We start from the raw sequence: 17,618 nt of genomic DNA on the forward strand, positions 1-17,618 counted from the left end.
CAGGATGCGGGCGATGGTTCGGGCAGGGGGCTGCGGGTGTCAACCCCTTGTGCGGGAAGGCGGGTCCCCGGCCAGTGCGGCGATGCACCGGGCGGTTTCGGCGGCGCCGTCCGTCCGCAGGGCGATGCGGGCGGGCGGCGGGCTGTCGAGGGCGTCGCGGATCGCGGCGGCAAGGGTGTCGCCGGTCAGCGCATCCTCGGCCAGCACGGTGGCGCGGCCGAGCGCCGCCAGGCGGGCGGCGCGTTCGCCCTGTTCCGTCTCGCCCATCGCGGCATAGGGCACGAGGACGGCGCGGCAGCCGGCCTGCAGGATGTCGCCCACCGTGTTGTAGCCCGCCTGCGACACCGACAGCCGGGCCGCCGCCAGGACCTGCGGGAAATCGGGGCGGAACCGGGCCAGCGTCACCTGCGGCGGGGCAAGGGCAGCCAGCCGCGCCGCATCGGCCTCGGGCAGGTTCGGGCCGGTGATCACCAGCCAGCGCAGGGCCGCGGGCAGGCGGGCCGCGGCCGCGATGGCGGCAGAGGAGACGCCCTGCCCCACCGCCCCGCCGCCCGCCGAGACGACCACATCGAAACGGTCCGGCGACGGGTCGGGCGGCGGGCCGCAGACGAGGCCGGTATAGGCCACGCGGTCGGCGATCTGGTGGGCCAGGGGAAAGGTATCCTCCAGCCGCACGAAACCGGGGTCGCCATGCACCAGCACGCGGTCATAGTGGGCGCGGATGGTGGCCACGGTCTCGGCGTCGCGGCCGGGCTTGGCGCGGGCCTGAAGGATGTCGCGGACCGAGGCCACCAGCCGCGGGCGGGGCGTCATGGCGGCGATGGCGTCGAGCAGGGGAAGCAGTTCGAACCGCATCTGGCGGCGGCCGAAAGGGAACGCCTCGGTCATCACCACGTCGGGGGCAAGGTCGCGCAGCGCGGCCAGCAGAAGGTCGCGGCGGCGATCCAGAAAGGCGGCATCGGCGGGGGCCCCGGTGGCATCGACCAGCCCGGCAAAGGCACCGTCCCCCACGGCGACGGGCGGCAGCGCCCGCTGCGCGACGCCGTCGCCCGGGAAGCCCGGCACGGGGTGCCCGCCGGTGACCAGCGTCACCTGCAGGCCTGCGGCCTGCATCGCGCGGGCGATGCGGCTGGCGCGGGCAAGGTGCCCGACGCCCAGAAGGTGCTGAACGTAGAACATGACGCGAAGGTTCATGGCGTGGCCCATTCGCGTTCGAACAGGGAAACGAGATCGCGGATGCTCTGGCGATAATCGAGGTGGCCACGCACGCGGTCCGCCGCCGCCTGCCCCAACCGGGCGCGCAGGGCGGGGTCGCGGAACGCGCGTTCCAGCGCCGCCGCCAGCGCGGCGGGGTCATCGGGCGGCACCAGGAGCGCGGTGGCGCCGTCGGCAAAGACCTCGGGGATGGCCGAGACGGTGGTCGATACCAGCGGCAGGGCCTGGCTTGCGGCCTCGACCAGGACGTTCGGCAGGCCGTCGCGGTCGCCATCCTCTGCCACCCGGCAGGCCAGCGCGAAGACATCGGCATGGCGCAGCGCGGCCAGCACCTGATCCTGCGAGACCGAACCGCGCCAGTCGCAGCGGTCGGCGATGCCAAGCCCTGCGGCCAGGGCCTGAAGCGCCTTGCGCCCGTCGCCGCCGCCCAGATGCAGGAAGCGCCAGTGCAGGTCGGCGGGTAGGCGCGACAGGGCGTGCAGCAGCGTGTCATAGCCTTTTTTCGGCACCGCGCGGCCGACGCTGAGGATCGTGAGGGGGTCGCCCGGCACCGAACCGTCGCGCGGCGGGCGCGGGGTATCGAATACGGGAAACCGGTCGAGGTTCAGGCCGTGATAGCTGAGATGGACGCGGGCGGGATCGGGCGCGAGGGCGGCCAGATGGCGGTGCCCGGTGGCGGTGCAGGTGACTGTCCAGCGGGCGCGGGCGAGTTTTTCGGCAAGCTGCCAGTCCGGCGAGGTCCAGATGTCCTTGGCATGGGCCGAGATGGTGCAGCGCGTGCCGGTCATGGTGGCGGCGTAGTCGGCGACCGAGGCCGGGGTGTGGATGAAATGGGCGTGCAGCCATTCGGCGCCGTCGGGCCATTCCGCCACCAGAACCATCGCCTGACCCAGCCGCCGGACCCGGTTGGGGGTGGGATCGCGCCGCAGGTCGCGCCAGAACTGGCGCAGCGCGGCGCCGAAACCGGGGCTGCGGCGCGCGCGCCAGAGCCCCCGCAGCACGCGCAGGGGTTCGCGGTAGAGGTATTCGGGCAGATACAGGACCGGGGCCTGCACCTCGGCATGGACGGCGTGGCGCTTGGTGTCGGTGGGGGCCCGCAGCGACACGATGGTCAGCGGGATGCCGGCCAGTTCCAGACCGCGCAGTTCCTGGGCGATGAAGGTTTCCGACAGTCGCGGCCAGCCCTTGACCACCACGGCGACCCGGCGTCGGGGTGCTGCTGTCACTGTGCGGCCCTGATCTCCTGCCCCCATTTGCGGCGGGCGCGGAGGTTGCGGCGCACGATGCGGGCAATGTTCGGCAGCCCTTCGAGCCGCAGCGCCCCCCCGGCGGCCGAGGGCGGGGGCCGGTCGGGCAAGGTGCGCAGGGCTGCGGCCATGCGCCCCGGTTCGGCGGACTGTTCGGGAAGCAGCATGTCGATCAGGCCGAGGTCGGCGGCGCGGCGGCTGCGCAGAAGCTGTTCCTCGCGCGGGGTGGTGCGGGGCACCACGAGGGCAGGTTTGTCGAAGGACAGGATTTCGCAGTAGGTGTTGTAGCCGCCCATCGCGACGACCGCGCGGGCATCGGCGATCAGGTCTTCCATCCGGTTGTTGAACTCGATCACCTCGATCTGCGGGATCGCAGCCCCCTCGCGCAGGAAATCCGCCCGCGCCTCGCCCGGCATGTAGGGGCCGAGCACGATCAGCGCGCGATGCGGGATGCCGGGGTCGTGGCGATAGGCGTTCATCACGTCGCGCACCAGATCGGTGCCGTCGCCCCCGCCCCCGGTGGTGACAAGGATGTAGTCGCCGCGCCCGTGCGAGGTGTCGCCGGCCGTCTGATGGGCATGGCGCTGCAGATAGCCCACATAGGACATCCGGGCGCGGACGCCGGGCGGGACGTCAAGACCGGTCAGCGGATCGTGGAATTCGGGGGGGCCATAGACCCAGATTTCATCGTAAAGCCGGTCGATGCGGGCCAGCGTGTCCTGTGCCGCCCATTCGGCCGCCAGAAGATGCGGCGCATCCATCACCTCGCGCAGGCCGAGAACCAGCGTCGTGCCGATGGATTTCAGGTAGACCAGCGTTTCCTCGACCTCGCCGCGCAGGCCCATCGGTTCCTTGTCGACGATGAAGATGTCAGGCTGGAACGTCTCGGCCGTGTGGCGGATGATCGAGCGGCGCATGGCGATGGTATCGCGGACATCCATATGCGCCGACATCGAGGAATATTCGCCGTTGCGCAGCTTGATCACGCTGGGAATCTTCACGAAATCGACCCGGGCGCGATAGTCGAAGGCACCCGCGATCTGGCTGCCCGAGATGATCAGGACCTGAAGGCCGCGAAACGCCTCGACCAGGGCATGGGCGATGGTGCGGCAGCGGCGCAGGTGGCCGAGGCCGAACGTGTCGTGGCTGTACATCAGGATGCGCGCTTGGGCGAGCCGGTCGGGCATGGGGGGCCTATGCGGTGCGATGGCCGGGCAGCCCGGTCCTGGACGTGGTCATTTGTGCGGATCGGCTGCGTCACGCAAGCCGTCGCCGAGGAAATTGAACGCAAGAACCACAAGGATCACGGGAACGACAGGCAACAGCAGCCAGGGATAGAGCGCGATGACGCTTACGCCGCGCGCCTCGGTCAGCAGGATGCCCCAGCTTGTGACGGGCGCACGAAGGCCGATTCCCAGGAAGGACAGCGCGGTCTCGCCAAGGATCATGCCGGGGATCGCCAGTGTGGCCGAGGCGATGAGATGCGACATGAAGCCGGGCACCAGATGGCGCCCGATGATCCGGCGCGGGCCCGCGCCCATCAGCCGGGCGGCGGTCACGTAGTCTTCTTCGCGCAGGCTGAGCAGCTTGGACCGGACGGCGCGGGCAAGGCCCGTCCAGTCCAGCATCGCAAGGATCACGGTGATGCCGAGATAGACCAGAAGCGGGCTCCAGGTTACCGGGATGATGGCGGCAAGGGCCATCCAGAGCGGGATCGAGGGCAACGATTGCAGCACCTCGGTGATGCGCTGCACGATCATGTCGAGCCGCCCGCCGTGATAGCCCGCCAGCCCGCCGATGATGATGCCCAGGACGAAGCTGAAGGCGACGCCCACGATGCCGATGGTCAGCGAGATGCGCGCGCCATAGATGATGCGCGAAAGGTTGTCGCGGCCCAGTCTGTCGGTGCCGAGCAGGTAAAGCTGCCCGCCTTCGGCCGGACAGACAAGGTGGCGGTCGCCCGGGATCATGCCCCAGAACAGGTAGGGATCGCCCTTGCAGAAGAACCTCAGCGGCTGCACGTCGGCGGGGTCGTCGGCATAGACCCGCAGCAGGCTTTCCATGTCGAGCGTCATGGTCCGGCCGTAGACATAGGGCGCCACGAGCGCGCCGTCGCGCCAGACGCGCACCTGCTGCGGCGGCGCGTAGATCGCATCGACGTTGCGGGTGTGCAGGTGGTAGGGCGCCAGGAACTCGCAGATCAGGATCGACAGGTAGACGACGATCAGGAACACGCCCGAGGCGACGGCAAGCCGGTGCCGCCGGAACCGCAGCCACATCAGCCGCATCTGCGACGCCTGCCCGGCCTTTTCGCCCGCTTTCTCGGCGGAATGCGGATCGAAGGGCGCGGCCGAGACGTAATGCGCCATCGGCGCACCGGGTTCGGGCAGCGGGCCGGGGGTTTCGGGCGGCATCGCGGTCATTTCGCGGCCGCCGCGCCGAGGCGGATGCGCGGGTCGAGGATCGCCAGCGCGATATCGGACACCAGCACCCCGATCACCGTCAGGACCGCGAGGAACATCAGGAACGACCCGGCCAGATACATGTCCTGGCTTTGCAGGGCGCGGATCAGCATCGGCCCGGTGGTTTCGAGCGACAGAACGATCGCCGTCACCTCGGCCCCCGAGATGATCGCGGGCAGGATCGAGCCGATGTCCGCGATGAAGAAGTTCAGCGCCATGCGCAGGGGGTACTTCAGCAGCACCTTGCGCGGGTGCAGGCCCTTGGCGCGGGCGGTCACCACATATTGCTTCTGCAGTTCGTCCAGCAGGTTCGCGCGCAGCCGGCGCACCATGCCGGCGGTCCCCGCCGTGCCGATGATGACCACCGGAATCCAGATGTGCGACAGGATCGACCTGGTCTTTTCCCAGCTCATCGACTGGTCGACGAATTCGCGGTCCATCAGGCCGCCGATCGACACCCCGAACCAGATGTTCGCGAAGAACATCATCACCAGGGCCAGGATGAAATTGGGGATGGCGATGCCCAGCAGGCCGAGGAAGGTCAGCCCGTAGTCACCCCAGGAATACTGGTGGGTGGCGGAATAGATGCCGATCGGGAAGGCCAGCGCCCAGGTGAAGATGATCGTGAAGGTGGACAGCAGGATGGTCAGCCACAGCCGGTCGCCCACGACCTCGCTGACCGGCAGGCGATACTCGAAGGAATAGCCGAAGTCGCCCACAAGGAAGCCGCTGACCCATGTCAGGTAGCGCCACCACATCGGCTGGTCGAAGCCGTAGCGTTCGCGCAGCATCTCGATCTCGGCCAGGTCGGCGGCCTCGCCCAGGGCGCGGAGTTCGGCGATGTGGCTTTCGAAGAAATCGCCGGGCGGCAGTTCGATGATGCAGAACACCAGCATCGAGATGAGCACGAGCGTCGGCACCATGACGAGGCAGCGCCAGAGGATGTAACCCAGCATCGGTTCAGGCCCCGTCGCCGTAGAAGAAGGTGTCCGGTGAATAGGCGCCGAAGTAGCTGGTCGGTTCGAACCCCCAGAGCGCCTTGTCGGGCACGTTGCGCAGCCGGGCCGAATGCACCACGGGTTGCAGGGCGCCGTTGACGGTGCCGATGGTGAATACCTGTTCGGCGCGCAGGCGCAGCATGCGGTGCCAGATCGCCTCGCGCGCCGCGGCGTCGGTGGAGCGGCGCCATTCGGCCAGATCGCCCAGCAGGGTCAGCGGCGCGTCCATGTCGGGCTTCGTGCCCGAGGTCGAGGCCGAGAAATAGTGCTGGCCCCAGATCGGCCACTGATACTGTTCGCCATTCGTGGGCGCGAGCGAGTCCGGCGACATGTCGGCGGTGGGAACGGCGTTCTCTATGCCCTGCCAGACCGACATCACTACCTGGCCCGCAAGCGCGCGGCTGCGGAAGATGTCGCGCTGCGAGGTGCGGATGTAGATCGCGATGCCGATCTCACGGAAATGATCGCGCACCAGTTCCAGCACATCGGTTTCCAGCGCGCTTTCGCCGGCGGTTTCCACCACGATGCCCGCCTGCCGCCCGTCGGCCAGCTTGCGGATGCCGCCGGGGCCGCGCGCGTCCAGCCCGGCCTCGTCCAGCAGCGCGTTGGCCAGCGCCGGATCGTGCTGCGACCAGGCGCGGGCATATTCCTCGCGGTAGAGGGGGCTTTCGGGCAGAACCGTATCGGCGCTTTCCCGGCCCAGGCCGTAGAACAGCACCTTGTTGATCTCCTCGCGGTCGATGGCGACCGACATCGCGCGGCGCACGCGGATGTCGCGGAACAGCGGCCGCCAGCCCGCATCGCCGCAGGTCAGGTTCGGGTAGAGCGCGACCGCCGATCCCTTGCTGTGCCGCCACAGCGACACCTTCAGCGGATAGCGGTCTTCGGCGTGCTTGAGGTGGGTGTAGTCGGCAAAGGTCAGCCAGGCGCCCTGAAGGTCGGTCTCGCCCGTGGCGGTCTTGGCCACCATCACCTCGGACGAGGCGACGTTCAGTTCGACGCGGTCGACATAGGGAAGCTGCTGGCCGGTCTCGTCCACCCGGTGGAAATAGGGGTTCCGTTCGAAGACGAACCGTTCGGCGGGCGGCGCGGTGCGCGGGCGCCAGGGCTCCAGCGTGGGAAGCTCGGGGTTCTCGGGGCGGTTCTGGCGGCCCATCTTGGTGTGCAGGCCCTGCCAGTCGTCGACGCGGTTCTTCTTGATCAGGTCCGCCAGCGATGCCTCGTCATTGTAGCGGGCGTGGAACTGGCGCAGGTAATGCGCCGGCGCGACCAGGATCACCGGCGCGGGCGAGGCGAGTTTCGACAGGAAGTCGGGCATCGGCGCGGGCCAGGAATAGCGCACCGTCAGGGCATCCCGCACCTCGAACCGCGGGGGGGTGTCGCCCTGCATCAGCTCGGTGGGCGGCCCGCCGCGATAGAGGTCGCGGTTGGTGATCATGTCCTCCCAGACATACTGGAAGTCGCTGGCGGTCATCGGTTCGCCGTCGGACCAGCGGTGCCCTTCGCGCAGGCGGAAGGTGAAGGCGCGGCCATCCTCGACCTCGACCGCCTGAAGGATGTCGGGCACGAGGTTCAGCCGGTCGTCATAGCCCACGAGCCGTGCATAGCCATAGAACGGCATCAGCCGCACGTCGCGCTGCCCGCCGACCAGCATGCGGATGGTGCCGCCGGGCTGCCCGGTCTGGCGTCCCATGGCGGCAAGGGGCATCACGCGCGGGTTCTTCGGCAGGCGGGCGGCCATCGGCGGCAGGCGCCCGGCCTCGACCTCGGCACGCAGCACCTCGGGTTCGGCAAGGGCGGTGGCGGCGCGGGGCAGCGCGGCGGCCGCCAGAAGGGCAAGGGTGGCGCGGCGGGTGATCATGCCACAAGCTCCCGCAGATCGGCGCTGCGGCGGGCCAGCACCTGATGCCCGCCCCCCAGATCGGCAGGCGCCAGATCGCCGCCCTCGTCGCGGAACGCGGCCGGCCAGGACGCGCTCGCCGTGGCCGAGGCGACGCCCGCGCAGGCGAAATCGAGCGGCCGGTCGAGATCGGGGAAGGGCACGGCCGCCAGCAGCGCACGGGTGTAGGGATGGACCGGGGCCGACATGATGACCTCGCGCGGGGCGATCTCGACAATCCGGCCCGCCCACATCACCGCCACCCGGTCGGCCATGTAGTCGACCACCGCAAGGTTGTGCGAGATGAACAGCGTGGTCAGCCCGAGATCCTTCTGCAGGTCCTTGAGCAGGTTCAGCACCTGCGCCTGCACCGAGACGTCCAGCGCGCTGACCGGTTCGTCGCAGACCAGCAGCGACGGCGACAGCGCCAGTGCGCGGGCGATCCCGATGCGCTGGCGCTGACCGCCCGAGAAGCTGTGCGGGAAACGGGCCGCCGCCGAGGGTTCAAGGCCGACGGCGCGCAGCAGGCCGGACACCGCGGCCTTGCGCCCCGACCCGTCAAGGCGGCGGTGGATTTCCATCGGCTCCGCGATGATGCCGCCCACCGTCATCCGGGGCGACAACGAGGCGACCGGGTCCTGGAACACCATCTGGATGCGGGTGCGCAGGTCGTGCAGCGCCGGGCCCTCCGCCCGCAGCACATCGACCGGGCCGCTTCCGTCATCGAAGATCACCGATCCCGCATCCGGCGTGACCGCGCGCATGATGATCTTGCTGACCGTGGTCTTGCCCGACCCGCTTTCGCCCACGAGACCCAGGCATTCGCCGCGCCGCACGGTGAAGCCGACGCCGTCGACCGCCTTGGCCACCGTCGATGCGCCCTTGCCGAACCAGCCCTCCTTGCGGATGCGGAAGGATTTCGTCAGCCCCTCGACGCGCAGGATCGCATGGTCGGCGGGCAGGTCGCGCGGCGGGGCAGCCTGCGCAGCCGGGCGGGCCGCCCTGAAGGCTTCGCGGTCGGGGCGGATGTCGCGCAGCGGGCGCAGCCGGTCGCCCGGCTTCATCCCGAAATGCGGGATGGCACCCATCAGGCCGCGCAGATAGGCGTGGCGCGGGCTGCGGAACAGCGGCGAGACCGGACCGGCCTCCATGATCTCGCCGTGGTAGATCACCACCACCTCGTCGGCGATGTTCGCCACCACGCCGAGGTCATGGGTGATCAGCAGGATCGCCATGCCCAGCCGTTCCTGAAGATCGCGCAGCAGTTTCAGGATCTGCGCCTGGATCGTGACGTCAAGCGCCGTGGTCGGTTCGTCCGCGATCAGCAGCGCGGGGTCGCAGATCAGCGCCATGGCGATCATCGCGCGCTGCCGCATGCCGCCCGACAGTTCGAACGGATACATGTCGAACACCCGGGCGGGGCGCGAGAACCCCACAAGCGCCAGCATTTCCTCGCAGCGGGTGCGGATGGCGCGAGCGCTGTCCGGGGCGTGGATGCGCAGCACTTCGGATATCTGGTTGCCGATGGTGTGCAGCGCCGAGAAGCTGGTCATCGGTTCCTGAAAGATCATGCCGATGCGGCGGCCCCGGATTGCACGCATCCGCCGCCCGTCCTGCGGCAGCGACAGCAGGTCGACCGGCGCGCCGGAGCCCAGCGGATCGTCAAAGAGGATGCGGCCCGACACCTCGGCCGCGCGCGGCTGCAGGCCCATCACGCACTGGCTGAGCACCGACTTGCCCGACCCGCTTTCGCCCACCAGCGCGGTCACCCGGCCCGGCAGAACCCGAAGCGCGGCGCCGCGCAGCGCCTCGATCCGCGCATGCGGCAGCCGGAAGGACACGCGCAGATCCTCGACGCGCAAAAGGTCACGCCCGTGGGTCATACCGAACGCCCCTTGTCTGCACGCATCGCGCCCGCCCCTGCGGGATGTCCCCGCCTTGCCGGTTGCGACGGTATTGCAGGGCAGGCGCGCTGTCTATCGGCTTGCACCGGGCAGAGGCGGACGGCTTAACTTCATGCACCGGAACAGGCGGGACGCGCGAAATGGCACCGAAACAGGAACTGGATGCGGCGATCGCCGAGGCGCAGGCGGCCCGGCGTTCGGGCGACGCATCCCGGGCCCGGGCCGTTCTGGCCGCCGTGGCGGCGGGCCATCTGGCGCATCTGCCGCCGGTGACCGCGCTCGGGCTGAACCGGCGGCTGCATGCGGCGCTGCTGCGGCAGGCCAAGGCCGATGGCGACCCGGTGGCGCGGGTGGGGTTTCAGGCGCATCTGGTGCCCCCGCCCGAGGTGCTGGACGGGATCACCGCCGCCGGCGGCGCGCTGCGTCAGGCCATGGTGCAGGCAGCGGCGCGGCCGATCCCCCGGGTGATCCATCAGGTCTGGATCGGCCCGCGTCCCCTGCCCCCGACAATTCCGGCCTGGGCCGCCCATGCGGAACGGCAGGGGTGGCGCCACCGGCTCTGGCGCGCGGCGGATCTGGCGGCGGCGGGGCATGACGCCGGTCCGGTCTTTGCCGAACGGCTGGCGGCGGGGGACTATCCCGGTGCGGTCGACGCGGCGCGCTATGCCATCCTGCTGGCCGAGGGCGGGGTCTATCTGGATGCCGACTGGTATCCGGCACGCGACGACATCGGCCTCGATCACGCGATTCCCATGGCGGGTCTTGCCGCCCTGGCCGAGGACGTGCCGCGCCTGACCGGGCGCGGGTCGCTGCTGCTGGCCAATTCCCTGATCGCGGCGGCGCCGGACCATCCGGCAATCCGGCGGCTGGTCGAGATCCTGCCGCTGGCCGCTGCCGCCATGCCGGGCGCCCCGGCATGGTGGGCAACCGGCCCGCTGGTGTTCACGCTGGTCGCGCGGCAGGGGCCGGTGACAGTGCCCGCGCCCGGGATGGTGGAACCCGGCCTGCCCCCCGGCACCACGCTGGCCATGGCGATGGCGCGCGCGGCCGAGGTGCAGGCACGCGACGGCGGGATGCTGATTCCGTGGAAGCCGTGGGACGCGGCAGAGGGCTAGACCAGGTCGTGCCCCGTCAGCCAGCGGCAGCCGGGATGGTCGCGCGTCGCCGCGACCAGGGCATCGAGAAACGCCCAGGCGGCGCCGTCATGCACCAGATGGTGCGACAGAATTCCCACCGGCCCCCCAGCCTGCACCGCGCGCGCCGTCTCGGCCATCAGCGCATCGGCAGGCCGCCCGCCCCGGGTGCCCCGCCAGTCGATGATGTCCACCTGCGTGTTGACCTGCGGCAGGACCCCGGGCCGGTTCGGGCCAAAGACCGACAGCGCCCGGAACCCGAGGCGCGGCAGCGTCGCGACCACATCCGGCGAGATGCGGTTCCAGGGCGGGACCAGCATCGGCACGAAACGCGGGCCGTGCAGGGACGACAGGTGCGAGAATCCCGCCGCCAGGTCCCCGGCGACCGTCGCGGCGGGGCGATGCGCGCCCAGTTCCTGCGCCTTCTCGCCCGCCGCCGCGTGATTTGTGTGCCGCCAGCCATGAACCGCCACCGCGACCCCGGGCTGGGCCGCCAGCCGTCGGGCCAGATCGGCTCCGGATGGCGCGGGGATCGCCGCCACCGTCACCGGCACGCCGAGCGCGAGCAGACGGTCGAGCGCGTCGGTCGGCACCACCGCATCGTCGTCGCGCAGCCACAGATCGGCGGTCAGGCCGCGTTCGGCCGCTCCGTCCAGCACCCGGCGCAGCATGTCGGCCGTCATGCGGCGGCCGCCTGCCGCAGGGCCCGGTCGAACCCGCGCGCGGCCGAGGCCAGCGAATGCCGCGCGGCAACCCGCGCCTGTGCCGCGCCCGCCATGCGCGCCCGCAGCCCGTCATCGGCCACAAGGCGCGACAGACCCGCAGCCAGCGCCGCCACGTCGCCGGACCCGGCCAGAATCCCCGTCTCGCCGTCGCAGACGACCTCGGGCACGCCCGCGGTCCGGAACGCGACAACCGGCAGGCCCGCCGCCTGCGCCTCGAGATAGGCCAGGCCATAGGCCTCGCCGCAGCCCGGCCAGGCATAGACCGACCCCTGCGACATCAGGCGCAGGACGTCGTCCGGGGCCAGTTGCCCGGCAAGGCGCACCCGGTCACCGAACGGCGCGAACAGGGCGGCGACCTCGGCGCGCATCTCGCCATCGCCCGCCACCGTCAGCCGCCAGTCGCCGGAAACCCGCGCCAGCGCGGCGGCAAGGTGGCGATAGCTTTCCATCTTGTCGCCGGGGCGCATCATGGCAACGGTCACTAGATGGCCAGGCTCGGGCATGGGGGGCAGAGGCGTGGTGTCGACGAAAGGCGCCAGCCGCAGCGTGCGGACCCCGGGCAGCGCCTGATGCAGCCCGGCCTCGTCCCGCGCGGTCAGGCAGATGTTCAGCGCCGCCTGCGCGGCCCCCTCGCGCACGCGCGCCTGCATCGCGGCCCACAGCCCGATGTCGCGCCGCGCCGACAGCGATGTCTCGACCGTCAGATAGGGCAGGCCGAACCGCGCCCCAAGCGCGGGGCCGATCAGGTCGGGCGCCTTGTAGTAGGGGTGATAGCAGAGGAAGGCATCGGGCGGCCCCTCGGCGGCCCAGTCGGCGGCGATGCGGTCGCGTTCCGCCGCGGCGGTCGCGGCAATCCGGTCATGTCCGGCCCGGTCGGCCGGATCGCGCAGGAAGGCGCGCAGGTCCGACACGACGCCCGCCTGGTGACCGGCCACCGCCAGCGCGCGCAGGATCAGCCGCGCCATCAGGCGGTCGCCCGACGGCACCGGATGGTCGGGCGCCTTCAGCGGCGCGTAGAACGCGACGCGCATCCGCCCCCTAGCCCTGCCCCGCCACGGCCGCGCACAGCGCCGCATCGGCCAGCACATCCATGCAATCCGGCGAGCGCACGAAATCGTCATAGAACAGCGTCCAGGGATCGGGCGCGCCGTCGCGGTAGGGGCCGAACTTGAAATACTGGTTCTGGCCCAGACCCTTGTCGTTGTGCCCGACATTGCCCTTCACCGTCACGATGCGCTTGCCGTTGGCAAAGACCTCCAGATGGCCGGTCCCGTCCGGCCCCGGAAGCGACCAGATCGCAAAGTCGATCCAGCCATCGCCCGGCGCGGGCAGCGGATTGCCGTAGGTGACATGCAAGGTCCTGTCGGTGCAGGCCGTGAAGCGCGGATCATCGGCCTCGGAAAATCCCGGCGCGGCGGCAACCAGAAGGCGCATCTGGTTCGTCTCGGGGCGCAGCCAGGCGGGCGTCTGGCCCTCGGGACACGCGGCAATCCCGGTTCCCGGCGGGACCGAGGGCGGGGCGTGGTTCGTCTCGACCGTGATGAACAGCTTGCCGCGCGTCATCCGGAAGGCAAGGTAGGGGCTGAAATCGCCCTCGGCCTCGGGTCCGATCTCGCGCTTCCACTGCGCGATCAGGTAGCGATGGTCGTCCTGCGGGATCGGGTCGCCGAAGCGCACCGAAAACCCGTACCACACGCCCCGGTCATAGGGCACGCGCAGCGCCGTGCGTTCCCAGATCTCGGCGCGTTCCGAACAGCCGTCGTCGGTCGGTTTGCACAGCGACACGACCGACAGCTTCAGCGCGCCCTGACCGTTCCGCACCACTTCGGGCTGGAAGGTCACGGTGCCCGCCGCCTGTTCGGCGTTCTCGCGGTAGTAAAGCCCGCCATCGGCGGCAAAATCGGCACCCTCGAACCCATCGCGCAGAACCATTGCCGTCGGGTCGGCCAGCGCCGCCGCCGCCGTCATCGCCAGGGCAATCCCCGCAGTCACCGTTCCGCGCATCCGATCCTCCGCTGCCGCTCCGGCGACGAACCTAGCCGCGACATCGCGGCATGGCGACAGCTAAGTGATCCCGGGCGCCTTGACTTCACGGGGGAATGACCCGACCACCGCAGGGCTTTCACCGATATGGGAGGGTCCGATGCCGGATGCGCCTTACGACAGGCTGATGGCCGCGATCGCATCGCGCCAGGCGCGGGTGGGGGTGATCGGGCTGGGCTATGTCGGCCTGCCGCTGGCGATCGCGGTCGCGCGTGCCGGGTTCCCCGTGACCGGCTTCGACATCGACCCCGCCAAGATCGAGGCGGTGGCGGCGGGGCAGAGCTACATCGAGGCGGTGCCCGACATCGCGCTGCGCGAAGCGGTCTTCGCCGGCAGGTTCGCCGCGACAACCGATTTCGCGGCGCTTGGCGCCTGCGACGTGGTGGTGATCTGCGTCCCGACGCCGCTGACCCGCCACCGCGAACCCGACCTGTCCTTCGTCACGTCGACCTGCCGGTCGATCTCCGCCTGCCTGCGCCCGGGGCAGTTGATCGTGCTGGAATCCACCACCTACCCGGGCACGACCGACGGCCCGGTGCGCGCAATCCTCGAAGAGACCGGCCTGCGGTCCGGCAGCGATTTCTTCCTCGGCTTCTCGCCCGAGCGCGAGGACCCCGGAAACCGCGCCTTCGATACCGCGACGATCCCCAAGGTCGTGGCAGGTGACGGGGCCGAGGCGGGCGCACTGGTCGCCGCCTTCTACGGCGCCTGCGTCGACCGCGTGGTGCCGGTGTCCACGACCGCCACGGCCGAGGCGGTGAAGATCACCGAGAACGTGTTCCGCGCGGTGAACATCGCGCTCGTGAACGAGTTGAAGCTGATCTACGACGCGATGGGGATCGACGTCTGGGAAGTGATCGAGGCGGCCAAGACCAAGCCCTTCGGCTTCATGCCCTTCTACCCCGGCCCCGGGCTGGGTGGCCACTGCATCCCGATCGACCCGTTCTACCTGACCTGGAAGTCGCGCGAGTACGACATGACCACCCGCTTCATCGAACTCGCGGGCGAGATCAACGCCGGAATGCCCGCGCATGTGGTCGCTCGACTGGCCGAGGCGCTTGACCGGCGGCTGGGCCGCGCGCTCAGCCGCAGCCGGGTTCTGGTGCTGGGACTGGCCTACAAGAAGAACGTGCCCGACATCCGCGAAAGCCCGGCCCTGCGGCTGATCGAACTGCTGGAGGAACGCGGGGCCAGTGCCGCCTATCACGACCCCTTCGTGCCCGCCATTCCGCGCACGCGGGCCTATGGCGCGCTGATGGGGCGCGCATCGGTGCCGCTGGACGCCGCGACGATCGAGGGCTTCGACGCCGTGCTGATCGCCACCGACCACGATGCGCTCGACTATGCGCTGATCGCAGGACACGCCGCACTGGTGATCGACACGCGCAATGCCATCGCGCGGCGCGGGCTGCCGATGGACCGGGTGGTCAAGGCGTGACGCTGCCGCCCGTCGCCGTCATCGCCGACGCGCACCGCGCCGAGATCGCGGCCGACCCGGGCGCCGACGGCGTGGTGCTGAACGGCCGGCAGGTCTGGCTTCGGCCCTGGGACGACGTGGTGACGGCGTCACGCGCGGTGAACGAAAGCCCCGCGCTGTTCGACGCCGCGATCGAGCGGGTGCAGGCGCGCGGCATCCGGCATGTCGTCCTGCTGGGCGACTACACCGATGCGGGACAGACCGGCGCGACGGCCGCGCTGGCGGCACGGCTGGCCCTGTGGCGCGACCGGGCGGGACTGGTGTTCCACGCCCTGCCCGGCAACCACGACATGTGGGGCGTCGCAGGCAAGCACAGCGCCGCCCGCGTGCTGCGCGCCGACGGCGGCAGCGTCAGTGTCAGCAGCGACCCGGACCTGCCGGGCGCCGGGCCCGGCAGGATCCTGTCCCCCGGGATGCGCATCGCCGGGCAGGCCGATGCGCTGCGGGCGATGGCGGGCTTCGGCTACATGCGCCGCCCCGGCGATCTGCACTGGGAAAGCCCCTTCGGCGCGGACGACCGGCCAGACGCCCGCCAGCACGTCATGCAGGCGCGCGACGGCAGCGTTTCGCACCGCGTGCTCGACGCATCCTATCTGGTGGAACCGGCGGCGGGCCTGTGGCTGCTGATGCTGGATGCCAATGTCTGGGAACCGCGCCCGGGCATCGCCGACCCGCGCCGCAAGCGTGCCTTCCTCGACCCGTCCGATGCGGGCTGGACGGCCGTGGTGGCGCAGCGTCCCCGCCTGATCGACTGGGTTGCCGGGGTTGCGGCGCGGGCGCGGGCTGGCGGCAAGACGCTGCTGGCGCTGTCGCACTACCCCCTGCGCGATCCGTTCGGGGCTGCAGGCACGGGGCTGGGGCATCTGGGCCATGCCACGCTGTCGCGCCGGGCCCCGGACCCTGCGGTGGCACAGGTTCTGGCCGATGCGGGCGTCACGCTGCACCTTGGCGGCCACATGCACGTGCGGGGCGAAAGCCGGGGCGGCGGGCTCCGGGACGTGGCGGTGCCGTCGCTGGTGGCATGGCCGCCCGGCTTTGCGGTGGTGCACCCCGGCGATGGCGGGCGGGTCGAACAGGTCTCGCTGGGCGATGTGCCCTGCGATCGCGCGCTGATGGCGATCTATGCCGCGCAGGGCGCCGATGGCGAAGGCGCAGCGGCACGGACCATCGGTGACTTCCTTCTGGCGCAGGCGCGCGCGCGGGCGATCCGCCGCCACCTGCCGCGCGACTGGCCGCCGGGGGCCGCGGCGCTGCTGGCAGGCAGTCTGGCCGATCTGGCGCAGGGCCTGGGCCTGCCCGGCGATGGCGTCCTGGGCCGGGTGGCCGGACGCGATCTTGCGGCCGACTGGCATGTGCTGCGCCCTGGCGCCACCCCGGCCGAGGCGGCGATTCCCGCCGATCGCGCCCGCGCCTATGCCCGGCTGTCCGCCGCCCTGACCGCCAGCGCACCGCGCCTGCCCTCCGATCTGGCCGCGCTGGCACGGGTGATCGGGCACCTGTCGCGCCTTACCTCGGGGCTGGTCGCGCCAGACGGCGCAGCACCCTGACGGCCCCCTGCCCCGCCAGCCCGGCCAGCATTGTTCCGACCGACCAGACAAGCCCCGCGATCCCCGCAACCAGCGCCCAGCCGGTATCGACCAGCCGCACCGTCGCCCGCAGGAACCGTGTCTTGCCCAGGACCTCGGCCCGCCCGACAGCGCGCGGGCCCAGCGCCACGGCGGCATCCGCGACCCGCGTCGCCTCGGCACCGCTGTCGGCCAGCCGCATCAGGTGCAGCGCCCCCTCGGTGCCCAGGGCGGCGCGCATCCGCCCCGCATCCTCGGCAAGCCGGGCCAGCGGTGCCAGCGCATCGGGGCGGAACGCCCGCGCCACGTCGTCCAGGCTGCGTGCCCGGGCCAGCGCAGGCAGGTCGGCCCCGGCCCGGACACCGGCGATCACCGAGGCTTCCAGCGCGGGCGAAAGCACCCGCATGCCGCGCGCCGCCCGGGCCAGCGCCGCCCCCGCCTTGAGCGTCGCCGAACTGCCGCCCGAGGCCAGCACAAGGGCCGTCGCCCCCAGCCCGACGACCGACAATGCCAGATCCACCTCGTCGATCTCGTCGCCAAGCATCCAGTCCGTCCCCGCCTTGACGAGGCCGCGCACATCCTCGACCGGTGTCAGCAGGATCGGCCCCTTGCAGACCAGCACGTTCGACAGGGTGCAGGCCCGGATGTCCCAGGCGCAGGCAAGGCAGTCGTCGGCCATTGCCAGCATGCCGAAGTCGGCCGCGCGCAGATCGGCAAAGGTCTCGGGAAGAGGAACGGCACGCTCGGCAGCGACGGCGGCCAGCGCGTCGAGCGCAACCCAGTTGCGCGGGTCTTCGGCCAGCCGGGCGGCGATCAGGGCCGAAATCCGGTCGGGTGTGGCGGCGCGGGCCATGGCGCGGTCGGTCGCGGCCACGATCTCGGCCGCAGTGGCGGCACGCAGCGGCGCGAGCATCGGGTCGGCGGCGACCAGCGCCGCCGCCTGCCACGTCATCGCCGCCGCGCCGAGCGC

At 71.1% G+C, this 17,618-nt stretch carries 14 protein-coding genes; 3 read left to right on the forward strand and 11 right to left on the reverse strand.

Going from position 1 to position 17,618, the window contains the following annotated elements; genetic code table 11:
• Window positions 1-39: 39 nt before the first annotated feature.
• The 7 genes from KF887_17630 to KF887_17660 are packed head-to-tail and all read right to left on the reverse strand — an operon-like array spanning window position 40 to window position 9,684.
• Window positions 40-1,194, reverse strand: a complete 1,155-nt coding sequence (locus tag KF887_17630; protein QYK41176.1) for a glycosyltransferase — start codon at window positions 1,192-1,194, stop codon at window positions 40-42.
• A complete protein-coding gene (locus KF887_17635; protein ID QYK41177.1) occupies window positions 1,191-2,441 on the reverse strand; it encodes a glycosyltransferase family 4 protein in 1,251 nt (416 codons plus the stop codon). The genes KF887_17630 and KF887_17635 overlap by 4 nt, the downstream gene beginning before the upstream one ends.
• The gene (locus KF887_17640) at window positions 2,438-3,649 is read right to left on the reverse strand and encodes a glycosyltransferase family protein (protein QYK41178.1); all 1,212 of its coding nucleotides are present in this window, start codon (window positions 3,647-3,649) and stop codon (window positions 2,438-2,440) included. Before KF887_17640 ends, KF887_17635 begins: the two co-directional genes overlap by 4 nt.
• A gap of 48 nt (window positions 3,650-3,697) precedes the next feature.
• Window positions 3,698-4,831, reverse strand: a complete 1,134-nt coding sequence (locus tag KF887_17645; GenBank protein ID QYK43634.1) for an ABC transporter permease — start codon at window positions 4,829-4,831, stop codon at window positions 3,698-3,700.
• A 50-nt stretch (window positions 4,832-4,881) separates the two neighbouring features.
• Window positions 4,882-5,880, reverse strand: a complete 999-nt coding sequence (locus KF887_17650; protein QYK41179.1) for an ABC transporter permease — start codon at window positions 5,878-5,880, stop codon at window positions 4,882-4,884.
• Between the two features lie 4 nt (window positions 5,881-5,884).
• Window positions 5,885-7,783: an ABC transporter substrate-binding protein gene (locus KF887_17655; GenBank protein QYK41180.1), complete on the reverse strand. Its 1,899-nt coding sequence runs from the start codon at window positions 7,781-7,783 to the stop codon at window positions 5,885-5,887.
• Window positions 7,780-9,684 (reverse strand): ABC transporter ATP-binding protein, encoded by a 1,905-nt coding sequence (locus tag KF887_17660; GenBank protein QYK41181.1) that lies wholly within the window; start codon window positions 9,682-9,684, stop codon window positions 7,780-7,782. Before KF887_17660 ends, KF887_17655 begins: the two co-directional genes overlap by 4 nt.
• Window positions 9,685-9,845: 161 nt before the next feature.
• Between KF887_17660 and KF887_17665 the strand changes: the two genes are divergently transcribed.
• Window positions 9,846-10,820, forward strand: coding sequence for a hypothetical protein (locus KF887_17665; GenBank protein QYK41182.1), 975 nt, complete (start codon window positions 9,846-9,848; stop codon window positions 10,818-10,820).
• Here the strand turns inward: KF887_17665 and KF887_17670 are convergent.
• From KF887_17670 to KF887_17680, 3 genes are read right to left on the reverse strand one after another with little or no spacing between them, the layout of a single operon-like run.
• On the reverse strand, window positions 10,817-11,521 hold the full coding sequence (locus KF887_17670) for a polysaccharide deacetylase family protein (protein ID QYK41183.1): 705 nt from the start codon (window positions 11,519-11,521) through the stop codon (window positions 10,817-10,819). The genes KF887_17665 and KF887_17670 overlap by 4 nt on opposite strands.
• The gene (locus KF887_17675; protein ID QYK41184.1) at window positions 11,518-12,594 is read right to left on the reverse strand and encodes a glycosyltransferase family 4 protein; all 1,077 of its coding nucleotides are present in this window, start codon (window positions 12,592-12,594) and stop codon (window positions 11,518-11,520) included. The genes KF887_17670 and KF887_17675 overlap by 4 nt, the downstream gene beginning before the upstream one ends.
• A 7-nt stretch (window positions 12,595-12,601) precedes the next feature.
• A complete protein-coding gene (locus KF887_17680; GenBank protein QYK41185.1) occupies window positions 12,602-13,567 on the reverse strand; it encodes a polysaccharide lyase in 966 nt (321 codons plus the stop codon).
• Between the two features lie 166 nt (window positions 13,568-13,733).
• Between KF887_17680 and KF887_17685 the strand changes: the two genes are divergently transcribed.
• Complete coding sequence (locus KF887_17685) at window positions 13,734-15,044, forward strand: nucleotide sugar dehydrogenase (GenBank protein ID QYK43635.1); 1,311 nt, start codon at window positions 13,734-13,736, stop codon at window positions 15,042-15,044.
• Entirely contained in the window at window positions 15,041-16,630 is a 1,590-nt protein-coding gene (locus tag KF887_17690; GenBank protein QYK41186.1) for a metallophosphoesterase, read from the forward strand. The genes KF887_17685 and KF887_17690 overlap by 4 nt, the downstream gene beginning before the upstream one ends.
• Here KF887_17690 and KF887_17695 read toward each other — a convergent pair.
• Window positions 16,590-17,600 (reverse strand): hypothetical protein, encoded by a 1,011-nt coding sequence (locus KF887_17695; GenBank protein QYK43636.1) that lies wholly within the window; start codon window positions 17,598-17,600, stop codon window positions 16,590-16,592. The genes KF887_17690 and KF887_17695 overlap by 41 nt on opposite strands.
• Window positions 17,601-17,618: the final 18 nt, after the last annotated feature.

Source organism: Paracoccaceae bacterium (assembly GCA_019454225.1).
Taxonomy (GTDB): Bacteria; Pseudomonadota; Alphaproteobacteria; order Rhodobacterales; family Rhodobacteraceae.